We start from the raw sequence: 26,411 nt of genomic DNA, 5'->3' as shown, positions 1-26,411 counted from the left end.
CATGTCGAAACAAGAGCCAATGGTCCGTCTTGAAGATACAACGGTACAAGACAACACAATGCAAAATAAGACTGTTCCATCTCAGCAAGTTCAACAATTGCATTATCGAATTGATACTGAAAATTGTCTGTCACATACATGGTATAAACCTGTATTTAGTGTGATTGGTTCAAATCAGCATAATGGTGAACGGTTCTTTAATGAAATACGTAAACCACAAGGGCGTAGCCGTTGGGATTTGATGAAATGGCTGGGTACCCGAAAATCATATACTTGGAATGTGGATACTCAAAAAGAATCATCAGAATTCTATGCGGCAAAACGTGTATTACCTCAGAATCGACCAGATGCTGATGAGCATGATTGGCAAATCTGGTTTGTGAGTCATGCGACTGTACTGGTTCAAATTGGTCCATATAACTTTTTAACTGATCCTGTTTGGGCCGATTATGTTAGTCCGAAACATGGGCGTGGACCAAAACGTGTGATTCCTGCTGGAATTGCTTTAGAGCAATTGCCCGAGATTCATGCAGTTTTACTCAGTCATAATCACTATGACCATATGGATTTAGCCTCTTTAAGATGGCTACACAACAAATTTGCTATGCCAATCTATACAGGTTTGGGCAATGCCTGTTACTTGCCTAAAGAGTTCCATGTGATTGAGATGGACTGGTGGCAATCTGCATTATTTAAAAACTTAAAAATTATTTATACCCCTGCACAGCATGGTTCGGGTCGTGGTTTACGTGATCAGAATATTGCATTGTGGGGTGGTTTTTCTGTGGTATCGCAACATGGTCATTTCTTCTTTGCTGGCGATACGGGGTATTCACCGCATTTTAAAGAAATTCAAAAACGTTTAGGCTCACCGCGAATTGCGTTATTGCCAATCGGTGCCTATGAACCAAGAGCGTTAATGAAATATATGCACATGAATCCACAAGATGCTTTTCAGGCGCATTTAGATTTACAAGCCAAACGCTCTTTGGCAATTCATTACCGTACTTTCCAATTGACGGATGAAGCGCGGGAACAGCCTGAGCAGGATTTACAAAAGGCCATGAAGAATTCATCAAAAATGGTTAATCCATTCTACTGTATCCGTGAAGGTCGTAAATTGGTGGTGTAGTGGGCCCTTATTGAGCCATAAAAATTGAGAACACTAAAAATGATAAAAATCTTATCCAGTACTTTGTTATTTTGTTTGGTGATGACTTCAGTCGCTGCAAAATCTATAGACCTAACTCAAGCGGCTAGGGCGGATTGTGTTTCAGATGCGCCTTGTGCTGATGGAGATCAAATGACTATGGCAACAGCCGAAGATAGTCCAGCAGCAGATGATACAGAGAGTATTAAACCTCTCAATGAAAAATATGATTTGGAAACGGGTGATGAATGGAAATTAATTCATCAAAATTCAAATACTCAATTTTTTGAAAGTATCACCACAATATCTGATGGTAATCAACTTATTCAAGCTTGGGTTAAAAGTGTGAACCCAAAAAGACAATACACGATTAATTATTATCAAGTATTGTGTAAGGATCGGACATTTACACGACTTGAGCAGTTTAAAAGTCAGGACGATAAAAATTATAAACTGGTTAAAAAGGTCGAGCATTATCGTCAAACACAACCTTTTAGTCAGGCTGGTGAAATACTTCCAGTTTTGCAAAAGCTGTGTCAGGATTAGGGGGTATTTACCCAAACTAAAAATAGTGTTGATTCCTGATTGAAAAATCAAGGGAGACGAATAATGAAAATAATCCAAACTTTATTGATGTTACTGGCATTATCCAGTACAGCTTTTGCTGAGACTCAAAATATACAAATTAATCAAAATAATTTTGAGTTGAAAACAGTGATGAATGAAGATGAAGCCGACTTTTTGCGTAAAGATATTGAATTATATCGAAATAATCAAAAGCTGCTCACGCATACAATTTATTCAACCACGGGTGACTGCAGTATTCTCCAGATTGAATTGGGTGATTATGAGGTCAAAGATAACAAGATTATTTTTTATAGCTATTGGGCTTCAGGTGATCGGCAGGGGCTCTGGACCTATCCTTATGGTGTGCGTAAACAAACCTATACTGTGGATGCAAAGGGTAAAGTGAAATTAGTCAGTGCTGTACTATATGTTGAAGATATTTTGGGTGATCCGCTTAGCACAAACCCAGATGAGGAATACCTTCAATTTTTGCATACCGCTCCAAAAACCAAGCAACAACAACGTGCACTGAATGAATATATTCAAACCATGCAAAGTGATTATAAAGGTCGATTTGTGCATGGACAGGAACGGGCGCGCTTAATTCAAGAAGTGAAAAGCAAACTTGCCAAGCAAATTGCCACTGAAACCAAAGGATGGAAAGAGCAGTTTGGTACAAATGTGCGAATGTAAGTTTATTCGGCTTTTTGAGTATTGAGAAGTTGAATTGCGACAATAGACAGTGCAGCCATTGCAGTATTCATGATGAAAGGATTAAAACCCTGCGCAAAATAGTGTGGATAAACAATCGCTACAACCAGTAAAAACAACAGCATCGCGATGATATTGAAATAATGCAGAAGCTTTGATTGTCTAAAAATAAGAAATAATCCACCAAATATGATTTCTCCAAATCCTGAGAGTTCAATAAGTCTAGGAATGGGCAACAATTGAATCCCTGTAAATTGCCAAAATTGTTGCTCTTCGATGACTTTATATATGATTTTAGGGATGAGCCCCTGATAGAACCATAAGACAGCCAGTGAAATATGAATGGTCAATAGGGCATTCTGAAGTGCTTTAAAATTTTGCATCAATGCTATGTTCCAAGAAATGTTTTTTATTTTCAGATGAAGGTAGTAAACACTGTTTAGTTGTACCAAATAAACGATAGCGATTTAAAGCGACTCGGCGGTATAGAAAATCTCGGATAAATTTGGGTATCCCATAACCCATTTTTAAATATGAAAAGGGTCGTCCTAAGCTTTCAATCACTTTTAAAAATGCAGTGGATTCACTATAGGCTTGCCCATTTTTAATCACCAACATGCTCTCAAATTGCTCAGTGGGCATTTGGTAATGTCTTAAGATGTCTTGCCCTAAAGGTGATTGTACTGAAGTTAATTTAAATTGTGCCTGTGTATCATATTTGATTAAAAACTTTGCCCAGCCATTACATAACACACAGATTTCATCAAATAAAATGATGTCATGTTGTTGAATTATCGCTTCAATTTTCTGTTGCATGGCTTTACTCACGATTGGGAGTTTCTTCAATATAGTGTATTTACACAAAATAAAAAACCGCCCGAAGGCGGTTTCTATTGAATGACTTTATATTGAGCTAGGCTTATTGAAAACCAGGATGACCTTTGCCAGGATCGCTATCGCGTGCAGCTTGTGCATCTGCAACAGTTAAGCCCAAGGCTTTTGCCACGCCTTCACCATAGGCGGGGTCACATGCATAACAGTTACGGATATGACGATACTTAATAAAATCAAGTGCATCACCCATCGCACCCGCCGTATTATCAAACAGTGCTTGTTTTTGCGTATCATTCATTAAATTGAATAAAGCACGTGGTTGGCTGAAATAATCCGAATCATCTTGGCGGAAATCCCAATAATCTGCATCACCACTGATTTTTAATGGTGGTTCTTTAAACTGAGCTTGTTCCTGCCATTGGCTAAAACTATTCGGTTCGTAGTGTGGTAAACCGCCATAGTTTGCATCGACACGGCCTTGACCATCACGGTGATTAGAATGAACAGGGCAACGTGCAGCATTGACAGGAATTTGTTGATAATTCACACCCAAACGGTAGCGTTGAGCATCGGCATAGTTAAATAATCGCGCTTGCAACATACGGTCAGGTGAAACACTGATACCTGGAACTAAGTTACTTGGTGCGAAAGCCGATTGCTCTACATCAAGGAAGAAGTTTTCAGGATTTTTATTCAGCTCAAACTCACCCACATCAATCAGTGGATAATCTGCATGAGGCCAAACTTTGGTCAGGTCAAATGGATGGTAAGGGACTTTTTCTGCATCTGTTTCAGGCATGACTTGAATTTGGAGCTTCCATTTTGGGAAGTTACCATTTTCAATCGAATCAAATAAATCACGTTGGTTACTTTCACGGTCTTTAGCAACAACCGCTTCCGCTTCAGCATCGGTTAAATTTTCAATGCCTTGTTGGGTGCGGAAATGAAATTTGACCCAAAAACGTTCATTGTTTGCATTGATAAAGCTGTACGTATGACTACCAAAACCATGCATATGGCGGAAGCTTTTTGGAATACCACGATCAGACATTACAATTGTCACCTGATGCAAAGCTTCAGGTAATAACGTCCAAAAATCCCAGTTGTTGGTTGCACTACGTAGATTGGTTTTAGGGTCGCGTTTTACGGCTTTATTTAAATCTGGGAATTTACGTGGATCACGCATGAAAAAGACGGGAGTGTTGTTTCCAACGAGATCCCAGTTACCTTCTTCGGTATAGAACTTAAGTGCAAAGCCTCGAATATCGCGTTCTGCATCTGCTGCACCACGTTCACCAGCTACAGTGGTGAAGCGTGCAAACATTTCTGTTTGTTTGCCAATCTGTGAGAAGATTTTAGCGCGTGTGTACTGGGTAATATCGTGAGTTACGGTAAATGTACCAAAAGCACCTGAACCTTTTGCATGCATTCTGCGCTCAGGAATCACCTCGCGTACAAAGTTGGCCAGTTTCTCGTTTAACCATAAATCTTGTGCCAGTAGAGGACCACGTGCGCCTGCCGTTAAACTATTTTGGTTGTCTACAACAGGTGCACCAAAAGCCGTTGTCAGGTGGGTTACAGGACATTTTTTTGAGTCTTGGCTCATTCTATTTCTCCATTTTTAATTAATCATGTATTCATTTTTGAATAGATGGAATAGATAAAGAATATTCGCTATTACATGACATTAACCGTAATTGAAAAACCAATATAGTGAACAATTGTTAAATCTAATTGATCTAAAAATAAATGATTTGTCATTTATTTTTAGAAACAACTTACCGGTCTCTATCTGCTTTAAAATACTGTTGTTTAAGGAAGAGCAAGCAATGTTTTAAAGCGATAACTTTACTTTAGAGTGATTTTTTATATTTGTGAAATTGATAAAAATATTATTATTGATTTGTTTTGACGATTAATAGGGATCAGAACTTTGCGTGGTGTGAAGTTAAGTGATTTTATATAAAACCGCTTGAGCGCATTTTTACGACACTGAAAGCCTATATAGAAAGTTTTGAGTAGATAGATCTAGTTTTTTATTAAATTTCGTATAAACTGTATTGTGTTTATTTTCTACAGTGTATGTTAAATTTTATTTAACTATTTTTACTAATATAAACATATGTATCTAAAAATTAAATGCCTCCCTCTCTAAGTTGCAAGGTTAGAGGCTTTTTACTAAAACAAGAATTTATGTGCCAAATATTCTCAATTTTATCATTCGAAATATGGTTCAACTATTTTCTTTTTTATAAAACAAACAACAAGATAAGTATGGAGTATAACCATGAATCATAAGCTTTTTTTATCTCAACTTTCTCAAGATGAAATATTGAAATTGTCTACTGAGGAAATTCAACAGCGTATATTGGCTGAACAAGAATTTATAAATAAACAACCTCATAAGAATTTTTTAGCAGCAACACATGGCTCCAAAACTAAAAATGGTGGGTTAGTTAAAGCAAGCATTAATCAACGAGTGAAAGCAGAAGGCCACCTTATTGCGGCAGTAGGGGATGAAGCTATTTATCAAGATGGTTCACGCTCTAAAATCATTTCAGGCGCTGGTGAGGAAGGGAAAATCGAAGGTTTTGAGGTAGCGCTTGTTGGAAGCCGTTTGGAAAATGGTGATGAAATTATCGAAAGTCTACAATCAAGTTTTGTATTCCGTTTATATGCTGATCGAGCAATTCCTAAAGACTTTTTGAATCATGATTAATTTCTAAAGGGGAAAATCATGGCTAAAGGTTTTGCGATAGATCACTCTATGACTGATCATGGTGGAATTATTAGGGCAACTCAAATGAGCGCTTCTCAAATGGGGAGCTTGTTTTTAGTTGCTGGTGATGGGCATTTTTGTCCTAAATGTAAGTGTTGGTCGAAAATTATTAAAAGTCACGATCATATTATTTTTGATGGTAAAGCTGTTGCTTATGTTGGTGATCAACTCACTTGTGGGGCAAAAATTTTACCAAAGCAGGATCATGTTGTGGGGGATAGTCAGGGTTCTAGTTTACGTTCCCTTGCCTCTAATTTTCAGCCTACTAACTCTCAACAAAATTTAACTAATAACTTAGTAGCTGGTAGTTATAACATGATCTTTCTTCTTAAAGATGGTCAAAATAAACCTCTAACTAAAATGCCTTACACATATGAAGTTGATGGTATATCTAAAATAGGGACGACTGATGATAAGGGATGCACAGATCCCATACAAACTAATGGTGAAAAAGTTATTAAGGTCTATATTGGCAATAATTTAAACAATGCAAATGATCACGGTAACGTATTAATTGCAACGGCTAAGAGCAACTTAACATCGAATGCAATAACTGAAGGAAAAACAAATAGATTAAAAAAGCCTTGGAAGATATCAGACACATTACGACAAGCTATGATTAAAGCTGAAGGGGCTATACCAAGAGAATATCCCTCTCCTGAAGGTGGGAATAATACAATTGGAATTGGGCATAAAATTAAAGACTCAGAAATAAAAAGTGGTCGATTTAAAGCTGGTGGTGAATACCCACAACCACTATCAATGGAACAGATGCTTAAACTGAAAGATGAAGATGTTGGTCTAAATGGTGGCAACACTCTCAACCAGATAGTCAATGTTCCTCTGCATCAATATGAAATGGATGCAATTATTGACCTCTGTTTTAATGGAGGAAAAGGTGCATTGTCTGGTACAGCATCAACTTTATACGATGAAAATGGTAATAAACAGCCTGCTGGCACAAATAAGGTTGCTTTAGTTGATTTACTAAATAGTGGAAAATATAGTGAAGTACCTAAATATTTAAGAAACCATTTCAATACATCAAACAGGATGTGGTCTCGAGGAGTTCAAAATCGTAGAAATATGGACGCTAGAATGTTTGTAAATGCACAGAATGGCTACATCATGCTCAATGATGCACCAAAAAAGAAATAATTCAGACCTACTTTTTGCGGAAATTTATATGCGTAAAATTAAATTAATTTTTCTATGTATAGCATGCTATCTTACGGCACTTCATGTCTATGCAGAAGAATTACAATACATTAGTGATGGAAGAATCCATTATTATTGCAATGATAAAAAATCAAATTTCTATTTTTCTGCTGAACAACAAGGATCATTTTTAAAAGATTTTAAAGAATATAATATTGATGTGGATTCATTATTGATTAGTAAAGAAGATTTCGAGGGAAACATTACACGATTAGGAAGCAAAAAATCTATACACCAATGTGGGGCTATAAAATTAGTTGTTGAAAGTGGCTTCTATAATGCCAATACTCAGGGAATGTTAGGCTTACTAGATTATCCTCTTATGTCTATTTCTATCAATGGCAAAAGAGTATTTGATAAAAATCCTTTAAATTTATGTGCCTCCAGTGGTTCACGCGCGATATGTCCAACTGATTTTTCTGTGCAATCTATAGAGATAATCAAAGTTTCCCGTGATTTATATCAAGTAACATTAACAAAATCCTTACCTGTGAATAATGGTGATAGTTTTAAGTTAAAAAAAGAAATTCTAAAGTTAAAAGCCAAATAAGATCTTCACTCAATTATCTTATATTCCAAAATCCGTGCCTTAATTTTGCTTAAGTTGGAGTTATATATGAAAAATAACAGTTTATTCAACTGGTTTATTTAAATAATTTCCACTGAAAAATAGCCCAACCGATAAGGTCTATGTAAGTAACATTATCGCAATAAATGCAATATAAAGCATTGATAAAAATAAAATATTACGATTCCATGCCATCCCTAAATTACGGTAATGTAGATCTGCATTTTCCTCAGTATTTGAACTAAGGTATGCGAGAGAAAGCCCGATTAAACTAATACAGGTACAGAGAAAAGCAGCACTTACAAACAAAAGTTCATATAGTGGTCTTTCACAAATATGAGTAAATTTACAAGACTGACTTGCTATATAAATAGAATAAAAAATGCTTGCCGCAATAATGAAAATATTAAGTATTGAGCAATAGTAAGATAAACGACTAAGTTTTGATGGTTTTTTGCTAATTTTTTCTGGTTCTTTCATTTTTTAATAAGTTTAGACGATGCTTAGCTATTTTATTACGTTTTTAAAGAAAACGTTCTTTCATAGGCAAGATATTATTTGAAAACCAACATGCTAGGTGTTTGGTAAAATTAAAGTAACTCGATGAGCAGCTGAACCATATCCGCCTCCAAAACGTTCCAATCCTTAAACTCAGGCTCGATCAACAATGTCTGCGAGACAAAACCATAGCAAATTCGTTGTACATTTAGACTCATCTGTTTGAGTTGTTCATCATCTTGAATAAAAGGTTTCAGCATGTTTTGCCACATCTCTACCATCATGGCATAACTTTTTTGATATGTTTCAATACTGGAAACCTGTCGTTCTAACAAGAAAGACTGGGCCCATAAAAATTGTTGTGCTTGAATTTGCTCAAGTTGAAAATGAATGATTTGCTGTAAATAGCTTTGAAAATCTGATTTTGTGGATAAGTCATACACGCTTTGTGCATAACTTTTTAAGACTTCTGCATTGCTTTTTACATGTTGGTGAATGGTTAAAGCAATCAAATCTTCCTTTTTAGAAAAATACTCATAGAACGTCCCTAAACCCACACCAGCAAGATCGGTAATTTCACGAATGGTAATTTTATTGGCAGGATGGTCATGTAAAAGCCGAACAAAACTTTCCATCAACGCTTCCTGCGTGATACGTGCCCTTGATTGGCGGGGTTTACGACGCACATTGATTGCAGGTAAAGCCATAAAAATAATCCGAACATCCTTGAAGGTATTTTCTTCTATACTGAATGCAATTGGTAAAAACAACAAGACAGGAATTCAGGATGAACACAGCAGAGAATTGGCAAACACATGAAATTAGCAATCAGTTTGACGAACTGCAAAATTATAATTTATTGACTACAGATCAAGTCTTACAAGAAATTTTGCAACGTTATGGCAGTCAAGATCAGCAACGCCTAACTGAATTCTCACAGATTGCGGGTTCTACTGAATATTATGAATATGCCGATTTAGCCAATCGTCATACCCCAGAATTACATAGTTTTGATGCCCGTGGTCGCCGTAAAGATTTTCTAGAATTTCATCCTGCATGGCATAAATGGATGCGGCTAAATCGACAATTTGACACACACGCACATCCATTTAATCATCCACAATCAAGTTCAAAATGGGTCGATTGGGCGGCTCGATTTTTCCTGAGTGGACAAGTTGAGTGTGGCAATCTATGCCCTAATTCTATGACGTTAGGTAGTATTCCCTTAATTCAAAATGAACCTGAATTATGGGCAAAAGTTGGTGAAAAGCTCTTATCGACTGAATACGATGAACGTGACATTCCGATTTCTCAGAAAAAATCAATTTGGTTAGGTATGGGGATGACGGAAAAGCAGGGCGGGTCAGATGTGCGTGCCAACGAAACACGGGCTGTTCCTGTAGCTGAGTCAGGACGTGGGCAAGCATATTTACTGACAGGGCATAAATGGTTCTTTTCTGCACCAATGTGTGATGCACATTTAGTCGTGGCAAAAACTGAACAAGATGGATTGGCCTGCTTTTTTGTACCACGTTGGCTGGAAGATGGGACAAAAAATCCGGTTCAAGTACAACGACTTAAAGATAAAGTGGGTAATCGCAGTAATTCAAGCTCAGAAGTTGAATTTAAAAATGCTTGGGGCATTATGATCGGTGAAGCTGGGCGCGGGATTCCCACGATTATTGAAATGGCAAACTATACACGTTTGACCTGTTCAGTCGGTTCAAGTGCGATGTTACGTCAGGCTTTGGTGCAATGTATTGCCTATACCCGTCAGCGTAAGGCCTTTGGTAAACATTTGGCGGAACAACCGTTGATGCAAGCGGTATTGGCGGATTTAGCCTTGGAAACAGAAGCAGCCATGCAATTGAGTTTTCATCTTGCGCATTGCTATGAGAGTGATGGTGAATTATCTCTGGCATGGAGACGAATCATGACACCAGCAGCAAAGTTCTGGGTGTGTAAGCGTACTGTGGAGTTGACGGGTGAGATGATGGAAGTCTTCGGTGGCAATGGTTATGTCGATACAGGAATCATGGCGCGTATTTTTAAAGAAGCCCCTGTAAATACTATTTGGGAAGGTTCTGGTAATGTGATGTGTTTGGATGTATTACGTGCAATCCAACGTGACCGTGAATCAATTGAAGTCTTATTTAAATCATTTGCACAAGTTGCATCTCAAGATTCAATTTTACAAGATGAATTACAAGCTTTATTTAAATTATTTAGTGGCTTACAAGCAGATGAATTGCAATTTATGGCACGTAGCTTAGTCAGTCGTTTGGTCATCTTGGCACAAGCTATTTTGCTGAAACAACATGCACCAGATTTTGTTGCGGATGCTTTTATTGCAACACGTTATAGTGCGTTTTATGGACGCGTGGTCGGAATGTTAGATGCACAAGCTGTAGATGTAAAACGCTTGTTAGATAGAGCTTTAGCTTAATCCCTTCGAAAATGCAAAAAGCGGCATTATGTAAATAATGCCGCTTTTTTTAAGCCACTTTTATCAAAGTTCAAGCTTAGGATGTGTAATCGAAATTACTTTTGTTTTTTAAGCTTTTTTTTGAGCTTTTTCAATTTACCTTCGTGTTTGGATATTTTTTCCAAACGTGCTTTGATTTTCTGTTTTAAAGATTTAACTTGCTTAGACATCATGTTACTCCTTAGTTTGAGTATCCGTTGGCTGATGTTTTTTGATAAAACTACGGATAAATTTTCTTAACTCACGTGCTGCACTGGTATCCATCGTTTCACAGAGTTGTAAAAACTGGTCACGCTCAGCACTGTTAATGCGAATTAAGAGTTGCCCATCTTTTTTATTCACCTTTGTCTTTTTGGGTAATTCAGCCATGACGTATTTATCCCCAAAGGTGATAATCAAAAAAATGTATATACAATATATATGCATTTTTTGAATTCGGCAAATTTATATTGTTGAAAATATTTAATATTTTTGTTTTTTATTGAAAGTTGTTGTAATTAAGTTTTTATTTCAGTAAATAAGTTATTGTTATCGCAGTTTTTATCTTTTAATAAAAAATTGTTTGTGAGCGGAAGAATCAACAGTAGATTACAAGCGGATGCTTTTACTAAAACACCTTATAGTCTGTTTTATGGATGAGTTGCTGAAATGTTAGATGTGCAAGCTGTGGATGTAAAACGATTGCTAGATAGAGTTTTACTGAGTACATCGTGTATGTAGTGAGTGAGCTATTTTTAAAAGAAAACCCATTTATTTATAATGGGTTTTCTTTGTTCATTGAACTCAGCATTTCACAGAATTAATTAGATTTAATCAGCTCAACTCTACGATTTAAAGCTTTACCGTCTTCAGTTGAATTATCCGCAATAGGGTGTGTATCTCCCAAGCCTTTGGCTGTTAAACGGCTTTGTTGAATTCCAGTATTATTGGTTAAAGCCTTAACAACAGCATTTGCACGTTGTTCTGAAAGCGTTTGATTATGTTTGGTATCACCTGAATTATCTGTATAACCATTAATACTCAATTTGAGTTCAGGGTTGTTTTTTAGCAGTTGAATGACTTGTTCAATTTGGGGTTGAGAGTCAGGCAAAATATTCGCTTGATCCGTGGCAAAGTTAACCTCAATATTGACTTTATTGTCCTTATCCAAAGCTGTTTTGAGTTGGTCTGAACTTAATGCTTTAGCTGTAATTTCAACAGGTTTAGTTTCTGCGACGAATAGGCCAGCATGTCCATTCCCTGTCTGTGTCAATTGGAACCAAATATTTTTATTCGCTTGACGTATCACAAAGGTCTGTGTCGGGTTATTAAAAACATCTCCCAATCCTGCAACATAATCGACTTGGAATTTTTGTGGGATCTTTTCTAATTCTTGTTGAGGAATTTTACTCTGGGTAATTTGTTTGCCACCCAATTGCTGGATTACATTTTCCAAATTACGTTGCAATTCTAAAAAACTTCCTTCTTTATAATTTTCATTTTGTTGAATGGCTGCACTATATAATTGACCTTCAACATTTTCGATATGTTGACCTGTCCAAAATGGTATTTTCTCAAAATTTACGCTGGTTGCTTCGTGAAACTGATAGCCATTTGGCAAAGAAATATATGGAAACTGACCGAGTGTAATATTTGAAATTGGAATCTTGGAGAGATCAAAAGTGTTCTCTGTAGATTCAGTTTTCACAATTTCAGATGGTACAGAACTCGCACTTGATTCAGTTGTTATGACTTCCGCTTTCTCAGGTTTACTACATGCGATTAAACCAAGTGTAGGAATAACCAACAATAGTAGAAAACTCGATAATTTCTTTTGATTGAACACATGATCCTCCAGTTCTAACTCATTACCCTATATTTTTTGAGTATATTTATATTCAAATTTCTTTAAATACTATAGATAACAATACTCATGAATTACATGAAGTTTTCAAGCTGATTTGTAAAATTTTAATTAAATTAAAGATGATCTTCTGATGATTAAAATCAATTTGAGATAAATCTGCAAATTTACCTTGATGTAATAGGTAAAAAGAGTGCAATAGGAAATAGTCACAAACTTGATCAATACAAATACTTGTATTCTACACAAAAAAGCGTAATATCAGATTCCCACTGATCAAGTGGTATACAGCAAAATAGGTAAAGAAAATGGCAAAGAAAAAAGCAATGCCAGAGGTTGTGATTCACAACTTTGTGGCCAAACACATGCATGAAGTCAACAAAAGCCAAGTGTTTGTAGATCGTAAAAAGAATGCAAAACGTGGTTATGATAAACACAAAAAAGGTCGATATTCTGATGATTATCGGCCTTTTTTGTGGACTGCAATTTTTGCTTAAATAATTATAAAAATCTAATAAAAATAAATAATTAAATATTGACTAGACGATTCGATTTCACCATATCAGCCAAACCATGATGTTTAAAGTAATACTCCATCCAGCTCTTGACCATGAGTGGGTTATTCATCGCAATCACTTCTTCTAATAGCTTTTGTGCATCTGTCATTGATACATGACAAATCGCTTTACGCACACGCAGAATATTACTTGAACTCATCGACAAGGTATTGAATCCCATTGCCATAAGTAAGATAGCTGAGAGTGGGTCGCCTGCCATTTCTCCACAAATACTGATCGGTTTTTCATACTTATGACATTCTTGAACCAAACGCGTTAAAGCGCGAAGTACAGAAGGGTGGAAGTGTGAATAAACACTGGATACACGTGGATTATTACGATCAACTGCCAATAAATATTGAATCAAGTCATTTGAACCGACTGAGAAGAAATCGACCAATTCAGCAAATTCACCAATTTGTAAAAGCACACTCGGTACTTCAACCATAATCCCGATTTTCGGTTTGGCGAAGTTAACTTGCTCTTCTTCTTGAACCGCAATCCAGTCACGTTCCAGTAGGTAAAGTGCTTCTTCTACTTCACTGACACTGGTGACCATTGGCAATAAAATATGCAGATTGTTTAAGCCGATACTGGCTTTTAACATTGCTCGGATTTGTGAGGAAAAGATTTCAGGGTGATCGAGGGTAAAACGAATGCCACGCCATCCTAAAGCTGAGTTTTCTTCTTCAATTTGGAAATATGGCAGGTCTTTATCCGCACCAATATCAAGTGTACGCATCACCACAGGTTTGTTGGCAAAGTGACTAAGCTGTTGACGATAAATCGCACGCTGTTCTTCTTCGCCCGGGAAGCGTTCACGCAGCATAAATGGAATTTCAGAACGATAAAGCCCTACGCCTTTTGCACCACGTTGAACCCCACGTACCACATCAATCATCAGACCAGTATTTACATACAGCTTTACAGCAACACCATCAGGTGTAATGGCATCTTTGGTTTCGTATTGCTTTAAATCTTTGGCAATTTGTTCTTCTTCTTTTTGGATCTCTTTATAACGTGTACGTAAACGACGTGGTGGATTGACAAAAACCCGGCCTTGATAAGCATCGACAATCATTTCAACATCATCAAGCGTATTTACCGGCAGCTCAGTAACACCCACCACAGTTGGAATACCGAGAGCACGGGCGACAATCACCATGTGTGAGTTGGCAGCCCCTTCAGAGGTTACAATCGCGGCGATTTTATCTACAGGAAGCTCAACCAAAGCAGCAGTGCTGATCTCATCTCCAATTAAAATACTTTCAGAGGTGATCTCTTTATGGCTAGTATCGCCTTCTTGTAATGCTGCGAGGATTCGGCGTCCCAAGTCTTTTAAATCAGATACACGTTCACGTAAATAGTCATCTTCCATTTGTGCAAAAAGCGCAACATGGCGTTCAATCACATTTTTAACTGCACCTTGCGCCCAGCTTCCATCTCGAATAATTTCTTTAATTTCAGCAGGTAGGGCATTTTCATCCAACATACGTAAGAACACGCTAAATAAAGCACGTTCCTCCGCCATGAGCGAATCTTGCATTTTGTCATCAAGCGATTGAATTTCATTGCGTACAGACGCAATAGCTTGGTCTAAAAGCTTAAGTTCTTCACTGATATCATCCGCATCACGGTCTGGGACTGAAGCTAAATCTGCCGGAGGGTAAAGGATGATGGCACGCCCAAGTGCAATGCCGCCTGCACCAGATGAACCTTGGAAGGTCTTGTAGTTAGATGAATTGCTGGGTTTACGGAAAACATCAATATTACCCACTGCATGTGCATGAGCAATTACCCCAGAGAGTTGCGCACATAAGGTCACCAGAAATGATTCTGCTGCCTCGCTAAAATCTTGAGGTTCGGTGTTCTGAACCACCATCACGCCCATCACTTTGCGGCGATACATGACTGGCACACCAAGGAACGAGTTATAGATCTCTTCCCCTGTCTCGGGGAAGTAGGCAAACCGTTCATGTTTAAACGCATTGTCTAAGTTGACAATCTCTTCACGTTGCCCCACTAAACCAACCAAACCCTCGCCAAGTTGTAAGGAAACTGTCCCTACAGATTCTTGGTTTAAGCCTTTGGTTGCCATGAGTACATAACGTTGGTTACGTTCATCTAAAAGGTAAATAGAGCAAACATCAACATGCATGGCTTCGGAAACTTGATTAACCATGATTTCCAAAGAATCATGCAAACTGACTGACGCATTGATCTCTTGTACAATACGTCTTAATGTGTCCAGTTGCATGTTCGACATGGATGTATGCTCCTAATTTAAGCTATGTTTTAAAGCGACTTCATCAGTATTATTTATAACAGTACTACCTTGAAAAATCATTCATATTTTGAAGAAATTTCAGCTGTATATTGCGGCATTCGCATACATAACTCCATCATCGCTTTACGATAAACATCTCGTTTAAAATTCACCACTTGTCCAAGCGGGTACCAGTAACTAACCCATTGCCATTGATCAAACTCCGGCGGGTCAGAGAGATTCAACTGAATATGTTTCGTTGAAGCTGTGAGTTTCAGTAAAAACCATTTTTGCTTTTGTCCAATACAAATCGGATCGGAATCCGAGCGAATGTATCGAAGCGGCAAACGATAATGCAACCAGTCATCTGTCTGGGCAATAATTTGGACATGTTCGGGTAGGAGCCCAACTTCTTCTCGTAGTTCTCTGAATAGAGCTTGCTCAGGAGTCTCTCCAAACTGGATGCCTCCTTGAGGAAATTGCCAAGCATTGTGTCCAATGCGTTTTGCCCATAAAACTTGTCCAATATCGTTTGCCAAAATGATCCCGACGTTGGGTCGGAAACCTTCTGAGTCGATCATTTGGCTACCTAAAATTTGTTAATTTCATTTGACTTTATATATGGGGACATACACTCTTTTGTCCAACTCGATAAAGTCAAAGTAATAATGTTTTAAAATTGCTATGATCTTAACGAATTTCTATCGACTAGCGGTGATAGATTTACAATTTTTTTCTTAAATTTCAGTTTAAACGAGTATTTTCATGGAATTGGCGCTGTTTGACTTAGATCACACCTTATTAAATACAGATTCTGACCATTCTTGGGGAGAGTTCTTAGTCAATGAAGGCTTGGTCGATCCAGTCCGACATCGTGCGATGAATGATCAGTTTTATGAAGACTATAAAGCAGGTAAGCTCGACCCAATTGCTTATAATGAATTTGTCTTTGAGTTTCTTACTCAACACGATAATGATTATTTAACTGAATTACATCAGTTATTTATGCAAAAAGTGATTCGTCCACAAATGCGTCCAGCTGGTTTTGCCGCGATTCAAAAACATAAAGATTTAGGCCATGCGTTGGTTGGTATTACGGCAACTTCAGATTTTATTACAGCACCTATTTTCCGTGAATTTGGTATCAGCGAAATTATTGCGACCAATGCTGAAATAAAAGATGGCAAGTACACGGGGAAAGTGATCAATATTCCATGTTACCAAAAAGGTAAATTGGCACGTTTGGATCAATGGCTCGATGGTCGTACTGTCACTGAATCATGGGCTTATTCAGATTCGATTAATGACCGTTTTTTATTGGAATATGCTGACCATGCGATTGCAGTAAATCCTGATGATCGTCTTGAGCATCTGGCAAAAGAACAGGGTTGGGATATCCAAGATTGGTCGATTTGAGCTGGGCTGATAATTGTGATTTAAAGCAGTGTTGATCACTACTTTTTTATGGCTTGATTGTTTTGTCAAAAATGAGAAGTTTTGTAAATATTTTTATAAATGAAGATTTTGTACTTCATTTATAGTGTAAAAATGCTATGTTGATTTGAGCACTTTTAAAACTGACGGAGATTATATAATGAGCCAGACACGTCCAAGAATGACCAATTTATTTGAACAACTCGGCTTGGATTCTAGCGAAGAAGCAATTCAAAGTTTTATTGAAAATCACCAGTTGGATGCAGATACTCTAATTACAGACGCATCTTATTGGAGTGAGGGACAACGTCAGTTTCTTGCTGAAAAAATTAAATCTGATGGTGAATGGGCATTAGTGGTTGATCAGTTAAATGAGTCTCTACATGAAGACTCAGTAAAGTAAAAAATTGTGCAATGAAGACTTTATAAGGGAATGAAGGGAAAGATAAGTACCACCATTCCTGTGTAATATGTAAATCCCTTATCTTGAGTAATAAGATAAGGGATTTTTATTGTAGGGATTATTTCATCATCTCAATCAATTCCTGCACAGCTCTAGACTGGGTACGTCCAGGATGCCAAACCATACCCAATTGGCGGTTCATTTCAAAACGAATATCAAGTTGTTGTAAGTCTTGATTTAACAAGGTTTTAGGTAGAACAGACCAGCCTAAACCAATGGAAACCAACATCCGAATAGATTCAAGCGGATTATTGCTCATGGTAATTTTTGGCTTTAAACCTTTCTTTTCAAATTCTGCCAAGGTGATTTGACTGGTATAAGTCTGTGCTGCTGGCAATAAGCTTGGGTATTCGATCAGATCTTCAAGCTTAAGGTTCTTTTTTTGTGCCAAAGGATGAAAAGGTGCAACCACGAATACCAAAGGATCATTCCAAATCGTGATATAACGCAAACGCTCATCACCTTGTGGCGGAAGGGTTAAAAATGCCAGTTCTAAATCCCCAGCAAGCACTTGTTCATGTGCTTGTTCAGAGTCCACAAAATGTACATCTAGTTTGACTTCAGGAAAGTGCTGTACATATTTTTTTAAATGCTGTGGTAAATGGTGTAGGCCAATATGGTGACTGGTGCCAATCTTGAGTTTTCCTCGAACTTCACCTTGCTCATGACTCAGGGTATGGTGAATATCTCCCAATTCATTTAACCAGTTTTTTACTTTAGGTAATAATGAATGCGCTGCATGTGTGGCTTGAACACCACGACCTGCAGACTCAAAAAGTTTGACGCCGAAATATTCTTCTAAGCTATGTATGCGTTTGGTGACAGCTGGCTGAGTAATAAACAGATGTTCTGCTGCCATAGAAATCGAACCAGTTTCCATAACTTTGACAAAGGCTTCAAAAGCAGCGAGATTCATAATATTTCCATCCATAAAGAATTTTTATGCGTAATTCATTATTTAGAAAATTTAAGAATTAATCAAAGTAATTTTCAAATTTTTTTATTTTTAGCAAAGTGATTGGTTCTATTCGTGCTTTGGAAAAATTTTAATACAACTTTTTACTGTACAATTTAAGCAAAGCTCATTTATATTCAGCGCATAAAAACAACAAAAGGAAAGCTATTTGAATCAATCAACAAACACCACCATTCACTATTTTCAACAACATACTAGAAATACCTTCTCTAAAACTTGGTTTCGATTTTTTACCACGATACTGATATTTTCTGCTCTAGGCTTAATCTTTGTATATTTTTTCAATATCTATTTCCCCAGCATTATCATCGCTATTCTCAGCATAATTTGGTTGAAGCTTCGGTTAAATCGCCTAAGAAAAATGCAAGAGTTGGAGAATTTTAAATTTCCAAATCGTATTTGGCTTGCTTTTAAACAAAGACATCCAAACATTCGACAATCTTCTTATCCATTGATTGAAGAGGGTTTTAAAGACTATTTAGCAATTCATTTGTGGCGTAGGGGAGCTTATGCCATGCCTTCACACTCAGTGGATGCGTTATGGCATATATTGATTGAAGAATTTGATGACTTTTATCAGTCCATGAGCCAACGTTTTTTAGGTTATGAACTGATTCATAAACCGCATGATTTACAAGTAACAGAATCACAGCGAGCTGCTCAAAGACAGCAATTGTTCAATACTTGGCATGGGGCATGTGCTTTACATGGATTGAATCCACAAAACACGCAGATCTTACCTCGAATTTTTCAGGTTGATGCCCATGTTCGATGGGAGCGGGGTTTAATTTTTAGCTTACCATTTATGATGACAATGTATAGCCAAATGACAAGTTCAACTTCAGATTTTCCACAGGCTTCTGCAACATCGTCATGTTCTTCTAGCTCATGTTCAGGATCAAGTTCATCCAGTGATTCGAGCCATTCACATAGTACAAGTTCTGACTCATCTTCTTCTTGTAGTAGTTGTAGCAGCTGTGGAGGAGGCGGTGGTGATTAGCAGCTCCAGCCACAGAAAATACATCTGATTTAGATTTTAATTTCAGTGCTTTGTGCTGCCTTTTGGTCTCGTTTATTCCAAGCCTTTTCATGGAAAAAGAATGCAAATGCTTGTACAGTCGGTTCAAGTAAACTTAATGTCACAGCCATCCAAAAATTACCAGTCACGGCATAAGCAACTAACATCGCCACTGTGATATGCATGATGTAATAGCTTAAGGTTTTTTTGAAAACACGTTGATTGCTTTGTAGGAAATTTTGGATACTCGCCATGAGGATCACCACTTATTAATTCAATAGTTAAATAATAATCATTATCAATTGTAATGTAAAAAGGTTTTTTTGATTAATGTTGATTGGATAAAGCGATATTTTATTCTTTATACATTGCATCGTGATTGTTGATATAGGAATTATTGAGTTCTTTTTAAATAATGGATTTGCTTAATTTATGGTTTAGGACGTACATTTATTGGTCTAAGCTCTATTTTTTCTTGATGATTAAGCCAAGTGCTTTTAAAGTCATTGAAAATATATCATTGATTTAAATACTTTATAAAGGTGATTTTAGGAGCATTTATTTGGATAAAATTAATTCCAAAAAGTTTTTAAATTAATAAAAATGATAAATTAGATTTATGTAAAAACGTGGTTATAATTGAGTGAATGAAAGAATTACCCAGTCCAGTGGAGCATTTCGACATGGCAGGCGAAAACCAAAAAGCAAAAACAGAATCAGTAAAAACTTTGTATGACAAATTGTGGGATGACCATCTTGTAACACAACGTGATGATGGTTCAGCATTACTTTATATCGACCGTCATTTATTGCATGAAGTGACTTCTCCACAAGCATTCGAAGGCTTACAACTTGCTGGGCGTAAACCTTGGCGTTTAAGTGCTAACGTTGCAACACCTGACCATAATGTTCCTACATCAACCAAAGAGCGTTCAGAAGGGATTGCTGGGATTGAAGATGATACTTCTCGTATCCAAGTTCAGACCTTAGACGATAACTGTAAAACCTTTAATGTAGTGCAGTTTGACATTAACGATGTGCGTCAAGGTATTGCACATGTCGTTGGACCAGAACAAGGTTTAACTTTACCGGGTATGACGGTGGTATGTGGTGACTCGCATACAGCGACACATGGCGCATTCGGCTGTTTGGCACACGGGATCGGAACGTCCGAAGTTGAACATGTATTGGCAACACAATGCTTAGTACAGAAGAAAATGAAAAACATGTTGGTGCGTGTTGACGGAACATTAGGTCAAGGCGTTACCCCAAAAGACGTGGTTTTGGCAATTATTGGTAAAATCGGAACGGCTGGCGGTACAGGGCATGCGATTGAATTTGGTGGTCAGGTATTCCGTGATATGTCGATTGAAGGGCGTATGACTGTGTGCAATATGGCAATCGAAGGCGGTGCGCGTGTTGGTATGGTTGCTGTCGATGACAAAACGATTGAATATGTTAAAGATCGTCCTTATGCACCAACAGGCCAACAGTGGGATGCGGCAGTCGCGTATTGGAATACTTTACATTCTGATGAAAATGCACATTTTGATACGATCGTGGTTTTAAATGGTGAAGAAATTGAACCACAAGTGTCTTGGGGTACTTCTCCTGAGATGGTAATTCCTGTCTCTCAAGCAGTTCCAACTTTGGAACAGGCCAAAGATGATGTACAGCGTAATGACTGGACCCGTGCGTATCAATATATGGGTTTAAATGCAGGTCAGGCATTGGCTGATATTCAATTAGACCGCGTATTCATTGGTTCTTGCACCAACTCACGTATTGAAGATATTCGTGCTGCTGCAGAAGTGGCAAAAGGTAAAAAAGTAGCGTCTAGTATTAAACAGGCCATGGTTGTTCCAGGCTCTGGTTTAGTGAAACAACAAGCGGAAGCGGAAGGTTTAGATAAAATCTTGATCGAAGCTGGTTTTGAGTGGCGTGAGCCAGGTTGTTCAATGTGTTTGGCGATGAATGCTGACAAGTTACAACCGGGTGAACATTGTGCGTCGACTTCAAATCGTAACTTTGAAGGCCGTCAGGGCAATGGTGGACGTACTCACCTTGTCAGTCCAGCAATGGCCGCTGCGGCAGCAATTGCAGGTCACTTTGTTGATGTACGTTCATTCTAATCAGGCTTAAGGAGCAAAGAGATGAAAGCTTATACTGTTGAACAGGGTATTGTTGCACCCTTAGACCGTGCCAATGTAGATACCGACTTAATCATTCCAAAACAGTTTTTAAAATCAATTAAACGCACCGGTTTTGGTGATAACTTATTTGATGAATTACGTTATTTAGATGAAGGTTATCCAGGGCAGGACAATTCTAAACGTCCGAAGAATCCTGATTTTATTTTGAATCAGCCACGTTACCAAGCGGCATCTGTACTTATTTCTCGTGCCAATTTTGGTTGCGGTTCAAGCCGTGAACATGCGCCTTGGGCATTGGAAGAGTATGGTTTTCGCACAGTGATTGCACCAAGCTATGCTGATATCTTTTTCAATAACAGTTTTAAAAATGGCATGTTGCCAGTGATTTTACCTGAATCTGTTGTTGATCAATTATTTAAAGAATGTGCTGCTCAGGAAGGCTATCAATTAACCATTGATTTAGAAGCTCAAGAAGTCCGTACACCAAGTGGTGAAGCTTTTAAATTTGAAGTCGATCCATTTCGTAAACACTGTTTATTGAATGGCTTGGATGATATTGGTTTGACTTTACAGGCTGCGGATGAAATTCGTGCTTATGAAGAAAAAACCAAACAATCACGCCCTTGGGTATTTGCTGAAATTCAAGGTTAATTTTCAGCGAACATTTTACACATAGCGTGAATGTCTAACTCTTGCTAACATGCGAGTATAACAAAATGAATGTTGACTCAGTGAAGTGAGGGTTGGGGTTGAGCAATGACTAAGTTTTTGAGTTGCAGTGTTTTAATCGGTTTAACAAGCTTTATGCTTAGTGCGTGTCAATCCACTCAAATGGTTGATTTAATGCGTATCAAGCAAGCTGAAAATAAACATGTCAGCCAAAATTCGGTTTCTGTCTATTGTTCAGGTGCAGAGCATTGTGAATTTGCGCGCTTAAATGATGTGATTATCATGGATGAACGTGCACAACGTGCCAATCGTAGCGCCATTCAAAAGGGTTATCTCAAATTAACGGGTGAGCCTTTAGATCAAAATGGTGTTTATTTAACGATTCCACCTCAGCAATATGAGATGGTGATTCGATTCTATCCAATTACTAAACAGCATGCTGAAGTTTTCCATGTTATTCATGATTTTAAAGCAAATCAAAAATACACATTTAAGATGTATCGCTTAAGGTCACAGGGTTCAGGAAGTTTACTGAATGTTTCTTCACCGACACCGCTATGTGTCGATATGATTCAAGAAAAACGGACAATTCGCCGTTTTTGTCGCCCGCATAATGCGGTGACTGGCGTGAGCGAATTTGTTGAACAGAAGATTTAATCTCACATCAGTATAGATACTGAAAAATAAATGGAACTACAAATGTCTAAACAAATTTTGATTTTGGCAGGTGATGGTATCGGTCCTGAGATCGTTGCTGCTGCTGAAAAAGTACTGACACGTGTCAATGATAAATTTAATTTAGGTTTAACTTGGGAACAGGGTTTGTTAGGGGGCGCAGCAATTGATGCACATGGCGAACCTTATCCAGCTGTAACAGCGGAGCAAGCGAAAAAAGCAGATGCAATTTTACTGGGTGCTGTAGGCGGTCCAAAATGGGATAATATTGAACGTTCAATTCGCCCCGAACGTGGCTTATTGAAAATTCGTAGTGAATTAAACCTATTTGCTAACTTACGCCCTGCAATCCTTTATCCGCAATTGGCGGATGCGTCTAGTCTTAAACCAGAGATTGTTTCTGGATTAGATATCCTTATTGTTCGTGAACTGACGGGTGGCATCTACTTTGGTCAACCACGCGGTATTCGTGAACTCGAAAATGGTGAGAAGCAAGGTTATAACACTGACGTTTATTCAGAGTCTGAAATTAAACGTATCGCAAAAGTTGCTTTTGAAATGGCAAACTTACGCGGTGGTAAAGTTTGTTCAGTGGATAAAGCCAACGTGCTTGAAGTGACTGAGCTTTGGAAGCAGACAGTGACTGCACTTAAAGAACAACAATACCCAAATATTCAACTTTCACATATGTACGTCGATAATGCAGCAATGCAATTGGTTCGTGCGCCAAAACAGTTTGATGTGATTGTGACAGGGAACTTGTTTGGTGACATTCTTTCCGATGAAGCAGCAATGCTAACCGGCTCTATTGGTATGCTTCCATCTGCCTCTTTAGATGAGAATGGCAAAGGTATGTATGAACCTTGTCATGGTTCTGCACCTGACATTGCTGGCCAAAACGTTGCCAATCCACTTGCAACCATTCTTTCTGTGGCAATGATGCTACGCTACACCTTCCGTGAAGAAGTGGCTGCAAAAGCCATTGAGGATGCAGTAGGGCAAGTTTTAGACCAAGGTTTGCGTACTGGCGATATTATGTCTGATGGCATGCGTAAAGTTGGTACGGCTGAAATGGGTGAGGCTGTCGTTGCAGCGATTGCTTAAATACCTGTTTTAAACGCTTGGTAATAAAAAACACAGCTTAAGCTGTGTTTTTTATTATTAAATTTTAGCTTTTGATAAGTTTTGATAAAAGTCTATCCATATTCTCGCCATTATAGCGATGGGTATTAGATTCACTTTAAAACAGCTAACAGGCTCGACCTAAATACTCAACAGATTCAGCAACACCATTTTTTAATTGAAAAGTGACTTTACAATTAAAATTAATGTCATAGCTTGGCGTGCCCATCGTATCATAACGAATCACTGGCATACCCATTGCATTAGGGCCTACAGTCGCATTGCCTCCTGCCATGGGGATATTGATTGGTCTAAGGATGGTATAGCTTAAGGTGCTATTACTGGTTTGGATTTTATCGCTTACCTGATACCCCATTGCCTTAAAATTTAAATTGCTTTGAATTTCAGCACTGGTTTTACCAATGAATTGCTGTAAATATTGATCTAAATTTACAGGTCGGGTGTTTAAGCTTTTACATCCAACAAGTGCAATAGATGCCAATAAAAACATACATACATGTATTTTCATAAGCTTCACCTGATCCATAGTTAACTTAATTTAGAAATGATCTCTACTTAGTATAATAAATATACACGCATATGTATCTAGATCATTTGCTGGACAAACCAAGTGGTATAGATTTTACTAAAAAAGCGTCAAACAGACAGGACTGGTGGAGCCGTGAAAAGATCAGTTGTATTAAAATTTAGAACAAATTAGTGCTATCAACTTTGCAGTAAATGGATTACAAATGATAAATAGGTATAGGAAACAGATTTTAATGTGTCAGATGTATAGTTGCTAGACGATAAAAGATCGTAAGCAGGAAGGTAAATCTTGTGGATAATGAAAAAGCCACCTAAAAGTGGCTTTTGCTTACACTAAAACTTAGCGTGCACGATATGTAATACGACCTTTTGTTAAGTCATATGGTGTCATTTCAACTTTTACATTATCGCCTGTTAAAATACGAATATAGTGTTTACGCATTTTACCAGAAATGTGAGCAATCACTTCGTGACCGTTTTCTAAACGCACACGGAACATAGTATTAGGAAGCGTTTCGGTGACAACGCCTTCGAACTCGATAAGTTCCTCTTTATTGGCCATAGCCTACCTGATGATCAAATTGGAAAGGCGCAAATTATAGGCAATTTTTTGCAGAAAGACAAGAATATTCGGCATTACAAGGCGGTAGATGACTTGAAAATAAGCGAACATATTGTTAAACAATTTCTACAAAAAAAAGCGGATAAATATTGTCAGTTTGGTCAATCGACTGTAATCTAAATTAAATGTTTTAAGTATAAATGAATAACATACAAGGAAGGGCACTGCGTGAGTCAGCTAACTGATGCTTCGGTTGTTTTACGATTAGGCTATCAAGCGATCCGTCGTGCAGGATTGCCGACAGAAGAAATATTATCAAAGGCTGGGGTAGCATTGGGTCAGGTCGACCAAAATGCTCGAACACCGTTGAATGCACAATTTGCATTTTGGGTCGCTGCGGAGGAAGTCAGTAATGATCCAGATATTGGTTTACACCTCGGAGAGCACTTGCCACTGTATCGTGGGCAAGTGATCGAACACCTGTTTATTTCAAGTGAAAATTTTGGCGAAGGCTTAAAGCGTGCTTTGGCTTATCAACGTTTAATTAGCGATGCATTTCATGCCAAATTGATCATTGATGATGACGGGCGTTGTTATTTAACCAATGGTGAGCAGCCTTGGGGTGAGAACATCGTCAATCGTCATTTTTCAGAATGTGCTATTTCAGGGATTTTACGCTTCTTTAAATTTATCACTGAAGGACGATTTGAACCGATTTACATCGATTTTAATTTTGCCAATGGCGCTTCTGATGGTGAGTATTATCGTGTTTATGGTTGTCCTGTCAGTTTAGGGCAAAAAGAGACACGTCTTTATTTTGATCCTTCAATTTTAGAATATCCATTGTGGCAAGCAGAGCCTGAGTTATTGCAATTGCATGAACAACTTGCAATTGAAAAACTGCAAGAGCTTGCACGTTATGATTTGGTGGGTGAAGTACGCCGTGCCATAGGCTCCACTTTGGAAAGTGGTGAAACAACCCTTGAAACTGTTGCTGCACAACTCAGCATTACCCCACGTCGTTTACGTACACAGCTTTCGGAAGCCAATACCAGTTTTCAGCAAATTCTTTCAGATTATCGTTGTCGCTTAGCCAAGAAACTGTTGGCCAATACCACTGAAAGTGTTGAACGTATTGTTTATTTGACTGGATTCTCTGAGCCAAGTACTTTTTACCGCGCATTTAAACGCTGGACCAATGAAACGCCTGTGGAATATAGAAAGCGTAAACAGCGTTAAATCGTATGTTTGTGGGAAACGAACTGAACAGTTTTAATATAAAAAATCCTTCTATTGAGTAGGATTTTTTATATG

General features: G+C 37.8%; 28 protein-coding genes and 1 pseudogene. 17 read left to right on the top strand and 12 right to left on the bottom strand.

Going from position 1 to position 26,411, the window contains the following annotated elements:
* Position 1 precedes the first annotated feature (1 nt).
* The 3 genes from F981_RS02645 to F981_RS02635 all read left to right on the top strand — a co-directional run bounded on the left by F981_RS02645 (position 2) and on the right by F981_RS02635 (position 2,410).
* Complete coding sequence (locus tag F981_RS02645; RefSeq protein WP_004718147.1) at positions 2 to 1,132, top strand: MBL fold metallo-hydrolase; 1,131 nt, start codon at positions 2 to 4, stop codon at positions 1,130 to 1,132.
* Between the two features lie 39 nt (positions 1,133 to 1,171).
* Positions 1,172 to 1,696 (top strand): hypothetical protein, encoded by a 525-nt coding sequence (locus F981_RS02640; RefSeq protein WP_004718145.1) that lies wholly within the window; start codon positions 1,172 to 1,174, stop codon positions 1,694 to 1,696.
* Positions 1,697 to 1,759: 63 nt separating this feature from the next.
* Positions 1,760 to 2,410 carry a hypothetical protein gene (locus tag F981_RS02635; RefSeq protein WP_004718143.1) on the top strand — a complete coding sequence of 217 codons (651 nt, stop codon included), beginning with the start codon at positions 1,760 to 1,762 and terminating at the stop codon, positions 2,408 to 2,410.
* Positions 2,411 to 2,412: 2 nt separating this feature from the next.
* Here F981_RS02635 and F981_RS02630 read toward each other — a convergent pair whose 3' ends face one another.
* From F981_RS02630 to F981_RS02620, 3 genes are all read right to left on the bottom strand, one after another.
* The gene (locus F981_RS02630) at positions 2,413 to 2,811 is read right to left on the bottom strand and encodes a DoxX-like family protein (RefSeq protein ID WP_004718140.1); all 399 of its coding nucleotides are present in this window, start codon (positions 2,809 to 2,811) and stop codon (positions 2,413 to 2,415) included.
* The gene (locus F981_RS02625; RefSeq protein ID WP_004718138.1) at positions 2,798 to 3,244 is read right to left on the bottom strand and encodes a thiol-disulfide oxidoreductase DCC family protein; all 447 of its coding nucleotides are present in this window, start codon (positions 3,242 to 3,244) and stop codon (positions 2,798 to 2,800) included. Before F981_RS02625 ends, F981_RS02630 begins: the two co-directional genes overlap by 14 nt.
* Positions 3,245 to 3,347: 103 nt before the next feature.
* Positions 3,348 to 4,868, bottom strand: a complete 1,521-nt coding sequence (locus tag F981_RS02620; protein ID WP_004718136.1) for a catalase — start codon at positions 4,866 to 4,868, stop codon at positions 3,348 to 3,350.
* A gap of 681 nt (positions 4,869 to 5,549) precedes the next feature.
* Here F981_RS02620 and F981_RS02615 point away from each other — a divergent pair.
* The 4 genes and pseudogenes from F981_RS02615 to F981_RS02605 all read left to right on the top strand — a co-directional run bounded on the left by F981_RS02615 (position 5,550) and on the right by F981_RS02605 (position 7,809).
* A complete protein-coding gene (locus F981_RS02615) occupies positions 5,550 to 5,981 on the top strand; it encodes a PAAR domain-containing protein (protein ID WP_004718133.1) in 432 nt (143 codons plus the stop codon).
* Positions 5,982 to 5,999: 18 nt separating this feature from the next.
* Positions 6,000 to 6,323, top strand: a pseudogene (locus tag F981_RS24135) (PAAR domain-containing protein); the annotation flags it as partial.
* Positions 6,324 to 6,356: 33 nt separating this feature from the next.
* A complete protein-coding gene (locus tag F981_RS24405) occupies positions 6,357 to 7,199 on the top strand; it encodes a lysozyme (RefSeq protein WP_409360504.1) in 843 nt (280 codons plus the stop codon).
* A 28-nt stretch (positions 7,200 to 7,227) separates the two neighbouring features.
* Positions 7,228 to 7,809 (top strand): hypothetical protein, encoded by a 582-nt coding sequence (locus tag F981_RS02605; RefSeq protein WP_004718129.1) that lies wholly within the window; start codon positions 7,228 to 7,230, stop codon positions 7,807 to 7,809.
* Between the two features lie 608 nt (positions 7,810 to 8,417).
* On the opposite strand, the gene F981_RS02595 is transcribed toward F981_RS02605, so the two are convergent.
* The gene (locus F981_RS02595; protein WP_004718124.1) at positions 8,418 to 9,032 is read right to left on the bottom strand and encodes a TetR/AcrR family transcriptional regulator; all 615 of its coding nucleotides are present in this window, start codon (positions 9,030 to 9,032) and stop codon (positions 8,418 to 8,420) included.
* An 80-nt stretch (positions 9,033 to 9,112) separates the two neighbouring features.
* Here F981_RS02595 and F981_RS02590 point away from each other — a divergent pair, with 80 nt between their 5' ends.
* Positions 9,113 to 10,771, top strand: coding sequence for an acyl-CoA dehydrogenase family protein (locus F981_RS02590; RefSeq protein WP_004718123.1), 1,659 nt, complete (start codon positions 9,113 to 9,115; stop codon positions 10,769 to 10,771).
* 213 nt (positions 10,772 to 10,984) lie between these two features.
* Here the strand turns inward: F981_RS02590 and F981_RS02585 are convergent, their stop codons facing one another.
* Together F981_RS02585 and F981_RS02580 are read right to left on the bottom strand one after the other, a co-directional pair.
* Complete coding sequence (locus F981_RS02585; RefSeq protein ID WP_004718119.1) at positions 10,985 to 11,179, bottom strand: hypothetical protein; 195 nt, start codon at positions 11,177 to 11,179, stop codon at positions 10,985 to 10,987.
* A gap of 430 nt (positions 11,180 to 11,609) precedes the next feature.
* Positions 11,610 to 12,635, bottom strand: coding sequence for an OmpA family protein (locus F981_RS02580; RefSeq protein ID WP_004718116.1), 1,026 nt, complete (start codon positions 12,633 to 12,635; stop codon positions 11,610 to 11,612).
* Between the two features lie 326 nt (positions 12,636 to 12,961).
* Between F981_RS02580 and F981_RS02575 the strand changes: the two genes are divergently transcribed.
* The gene (locus F981_RS02575; RefSeq protein WP_004718115.1) at positions 12,962 to 13,150 is read left to right on the top strand and encodes a DUF7230 family protein; all 189 of its coding nucleotides are present in this window, start codon (positions 12,962 to 12,964) and stop codon (positions 13,148 to 13,150) included.
* Between the two features lie 31 nt (positions 13,151 to 13,181).
* Here F981_RS02575 and ptsP read toward each other — a convergent pair whose 3' ends face one another.
* On the bottom strand, positions 13,182 to 15,476 hold the full coding sequence (ptsP, locus tag F981_RS02570) for a phosphoenolpyruvate--protein phosphotransferase (RefSeq protein WP_004718112.1): 2,295 nt from the start codon (positions 15,474 to 15,476) through the stop codon (positions 13,182 to 13,184).
* Positions 15,477 to 15,553: 77 nt separating this feature from the next.
* Entirely contained in the window at positions 15,554 to 16,057 is a 504-nt protein-coding gene (locus tag F981_RS02565; protein ID WP_004718109.1) for an RNA pyrophosphohydrolase, read from the bottom strand.
* 184 nt (positions 16,058 to 16,241) lie between these two features.
* Here F981_RS02565 and F981_RS02560 point away from each other — a divergent pair, with 184 nt between their 5' ends.
* The gene (locus F981_RS02560; RefSeq protein ID WP_004718108.1) at positions 16,242 to 16,892 is read left to right on the top strand and encodes an HAD family hydrolase; all 651 of its coding nucleotides are present in this window, start codon (positions 16,242 to 16,244) and stop codon (positions 16,890 to 16,892) included.
* Positions 16,893 to 17,070: 178 nt separating this feature from the next.
* Entirely contained in the window at positions 17,071 to 17,313 is a 243-nt protein-coding gene (locus F981_RS02555; RefSeq protein ID WP_004718105.1) for a DUF2789 domain-containing protein, read from the top strand.
* A gap of 118 nt (positions 17,314 to 17,431) precedes the next feature.
* Here the strand turns inward: F981_RS02555 and F981_RS02550 are convergent, their stop codons facing one another.
* Positions 17,432 to 18,289 (bottom strand): LysR family transcriptional regulator, encoded by an 858-nt coding sequence (locus tag F981_RS02550; RefSeq protein ID WP_004718104.1) that lies wholly within the window; start codon positions 18,287 to 18,289, stop codon positions 17,432 to 17,434.
* A 574-nt stretch (positions 18,290 to 18,863) separates the two neighbouring features.
* Between F981_RS02550 and F981_RS02545 the strand changes: the two genes are divergently transcribed.
* Entirely contained in the window at positions 18,864 to 19,349 is a 486-nt protein-coding gene (locus F981_RS02545) for a hypothetical protein (protein ID WP_228129014.1), read from the top strand.
* 29 nt (positions 19,350 to 19,378) lie between these two features.
* On the opposite strand, the gene F981_RS02540 is transcribed toward F981_RS02545, so the two are convergent.
* Positions 19,379 to 19,627, bottom strand: coding sequence for a DUF2061 domain-containing protein (locus tag F981_RS02540; RefSeq protein WP_171066891.1), 249 nt, complete (start codon positions 19,625 to 19,627; stop codon positions 19,379 to 19,381).
* Between the two features lie 423 nt (positions 19,628 to 20,050).
* Between F981_RS02540 and leuC the strand changes: the two genes are divergently transcribed.
* The 4 genes from leuC (at position 20,051) to leuB (ending at position 23,968) form a co-directional block, all read left to right on the top strand.
* Positions 20,051 to 21,499: a 3-isopropylmalate dehydratase large subunit gene (gene leuC, locus F981_RS02535; RefSeq protein WP_004718099.1), complete on the top strand. Its 1,449-nt coding sequence runs from the start codon at positions 20,051 to 20,053 to the stop codon at positions 21,497 to 21,499.
* A 21-nt stretch (positions 21,500 to 21,520) separates the two neighbouring features.
* A complete protein-coding gene (leuD, locus tag F981_RS02530) occupies positions 21,521 to 22,171 on the top strand; it encodes a 3-isopropylmalate dehydratase small subunit (protein WP_004718096.1) in 651 nt (216 codons plus the stop codon).
* 105 nt (positions 22,172 to 22,276) lie between these two features.
* Positions 22,277 to 22,846, top strand: a complete 570-nt coding sequence (locus tag F981_RS02525; RefSeq protein ID WP_004718093.1) for a hypothetical protein — start codon at positions 22,277 to 22,279, stop codon at positions 22,844 to 22,846.
* A 42-nt stretch (positions 22,847 to 22,888) separates the two neighbouring features.
* On the top strand, positions 22,889 to 23,968 hold the full coding sequence (gene leuB, locus F981_RS02520; RefSeq protein ID WP_004718091.1) for a 3-isopropylmalate dehydrogenase: 1,080 nt from the start codon (positions 22,889 to 22,891) through the stop codon (positions 23,966 to 23,968).
* A gap of 145 nt (positions 23,969 to 24,113) precedes the next feature.
* Here leuB and F981_RS02515 read toward each other — a convergent pair whose 3' ends face one another.
* Positions 24,114 to 24,515: a hypothetical protein gene (locus tag F981_RS02515; RefSeq protein ID WP_004718090.1), complete on the bottom strand. Its 402-nt coding sequence runs from the start codon at positions 24,513 to 24,515 to the stop codon at positions 24,114 to 24,116.
* A 360-nt stretch (positions 24,516 to 24,875) separates the two neighbouring features.
* Positions 24,876 to 25,097 (bottom strand): translation initiation factor IF-1, encoded by a 222-nt coding sequence (gene infA / locus F981_RS02510; RefSeq protein ID WP_004718087.1) that lies wholly within the window; start codon positions 25,095 to 25,097, stop codon positions 24,876 to 24,878.
* Positions 25,098 to 25,325: 228 nt separating this feature from the next.
* Between infA and F981_RS02505 the strand changes: the two genes are divergently transcribed.
* Positions 25,326 to 26,336, top strand: a complete 1,011-nt coding sequence (locus F981_RS02505) for an AraC family transcriptional regulator (protein WP_004718084.1) — start codon at positions 25,326 to 25,328, stop codon at positions 26,334 to 26,336.
* Positions 26,337 to 26,411 lie beyond the last annotated feature (75 nt).

This window comes from Acinetobacter guillouiae CIP 63.46, assembly GCF_000368145.1.
GTDB lineage: Bacteria > Pseudomonadota > Gammaproteobacteria > Pseudomonadales > Moraxellaceae > Acinetobacter > Acinetobacter guillouiae.
This window is presented reverse-complemented; position numbering and strand designations above follow the sequence as displayed.

Bases quoted from the DNA above. Each gene is read 5' to 3' on its own strand.
- F981_RS02620 (WP_004718136.1), bottom strand. From the start codon at position 4,868: ATGAGCCAAGACTCAAAAAAATGTCCTGTAACCCACCTGACAACGGCT.
- F981_RS02525 (WP_004718093.1), top strand. From the start codon at position 22,277: ATGACTAAGTTTTTGAGTTGCAGTGTTTTAATCGGTTTAACAAGCTTT.
- infA (WP_004718087.1), bottom strand. From the start codon at position 25,097: ATGGCCAATAAAGAGGAACTTATCGAGTTCGAAGGCGTTGTCACCGAA.
- F981_RS02585 (WP_004718119.1), bottom strand. From the start codon at position 11,179: ATGGCTGAATTACCCAAAAAGACAAAGGTGAATAAAAAAGATGGGCAA.
- leuB (WP_004718091.1), top strand. From the start codon at position 22,889: ATGTCTAAACAAATTTTGATTTTGGCAGGTGATGGTATCGGTCCTGAG.
- F981_RS02575 (WP_004718115.1), top strand. From the start codon at position 12,962: ATGGCAAAGAAAAAAGCAATGCCAGAGGTTGTGATTCACAACTTTGTG.
- F981_RS02635 (WP_004718143.1), top strand. From the start codon at position 1,760: ATGAAAATAATCCAAACTTTATTGATGTTACTGGCATTATCCAGTACA.
- F981_RS02565 (WP_004718109.1), bottom strand. From the start codon at position 16,057: ATGATCGACTCAGAAGGTTTCCGACCCAACGTCGGGATCATTTTGGCA.
- F981_RS02645 (WP_004718147.1), top strand. From the start codon at position 2: ATGTCGAAACAAGAGCCAATGGTCCGTCTTGAAGATACAACGGTACAA.
- F981_RS02615 (WP_004718133.1), top strand. From the start codon at position 5,550: ATGAATCATAAGCTTTTTTTATCTCAACTTTCTCAAGATGAAATATTG.
- F981_RS02595 (WP_004718124.1), bottom strand. From the start codon at position 9,032: ATGGCTTTACCTGCAATCAATGTGCGTCGTAAACCCCGCCAATCAAGG.
- F981_RS02605 (WP_004718129.1), top strand. From the start codon at position 7,228: ATGCGTAAAATTAAATTAATTTTTCTATGTATAGCATGCTATCTTACG.
- F981_RS02545 (WP_228129014.1), top strand. From the start codon at position 18,864: ATGCCTTCACACTCAGTGGATGCGTTATGGCATATATTGATTGAAGAA.
- F981_RS02630 (WP_004718140.1), bottom strand. From the start codon at position 2,811: ATGCAAAATTTTAAAGCACTTCAGAATGCCCTATTGACCATTCATATT.
- F981_RS02550 (WP_004718104.1), bottom strand. From the start codon at position 18,289: ATGAATCTCGCTGCTTTTGAAGCCTTTGTCAAAGTTATGGAAACTGGT.
- leuC (WP_004718099.1), top strand. From the start codon at position 20,051: ATGGCAGGCGAAAACCAAAAAGCAAAAACAGAATCAGTAAAAACTTTG.
- ptsP (WP_004718112.1), bottom strand. From the start codon at position 15,476: ATGTCGAACATGCAACTGGACACATTAAGACGTATTGTACAAGAGATC.
- F981_RS02515 (WP_004718090.1), bottom strand. From the start codon at position 24,515: ATGAAAATACATGTATGTATGTTTTTATTGGCATCTATTGCACTTGTT.
- F981_RS02625 (WP_004718138.1), bottom strand. From the start codon at position 3,244: ATGCAACAGAAAATTGAAGCGATAATTCAACAACATGACATCATTTTA.
- F981_RS24405 (WP_409360504.1), top strand. From the start codon at position 6,357: ATGATCTTTCTTCTTAAAGATGGTCAAAATAAACCTCTAACTAAAATG.
- leuD (WP_004718096.1), top strand. From the start codon at position 21,521: ATGAAAGCTTATACTGTTGAACAGGGTATTGTTGCACCCTTAGACCGT.
- F981_RS02560 (WP_004718108.1), top strand. From the start codon at position 16,242: ATGGAATTGGCGCTGTTTGACTTAGATCACACCTTATTAAATACAGAT.
- F981_RS02555 (WP_004718105.1), top strand. From the start codon at position 17,071: ATGAGCCAGACACGTCCAAGAATGACCAATTTATTTGAACAACTCGGC.
- F981_RS02640 (WP_004718145.1), top strand. From the start codon at position 1,172: ATGATAAAAATCTTATCCAGTACTTTGTTATTTTGTTTGGTGATGACT.
- F981_RS02590 (WP_004718123.1), top strand. From the start codon at position 9,113: ATGAACACAGCAGAGAATTGGCAAACACATGAAATTAGCAATCAGTTT.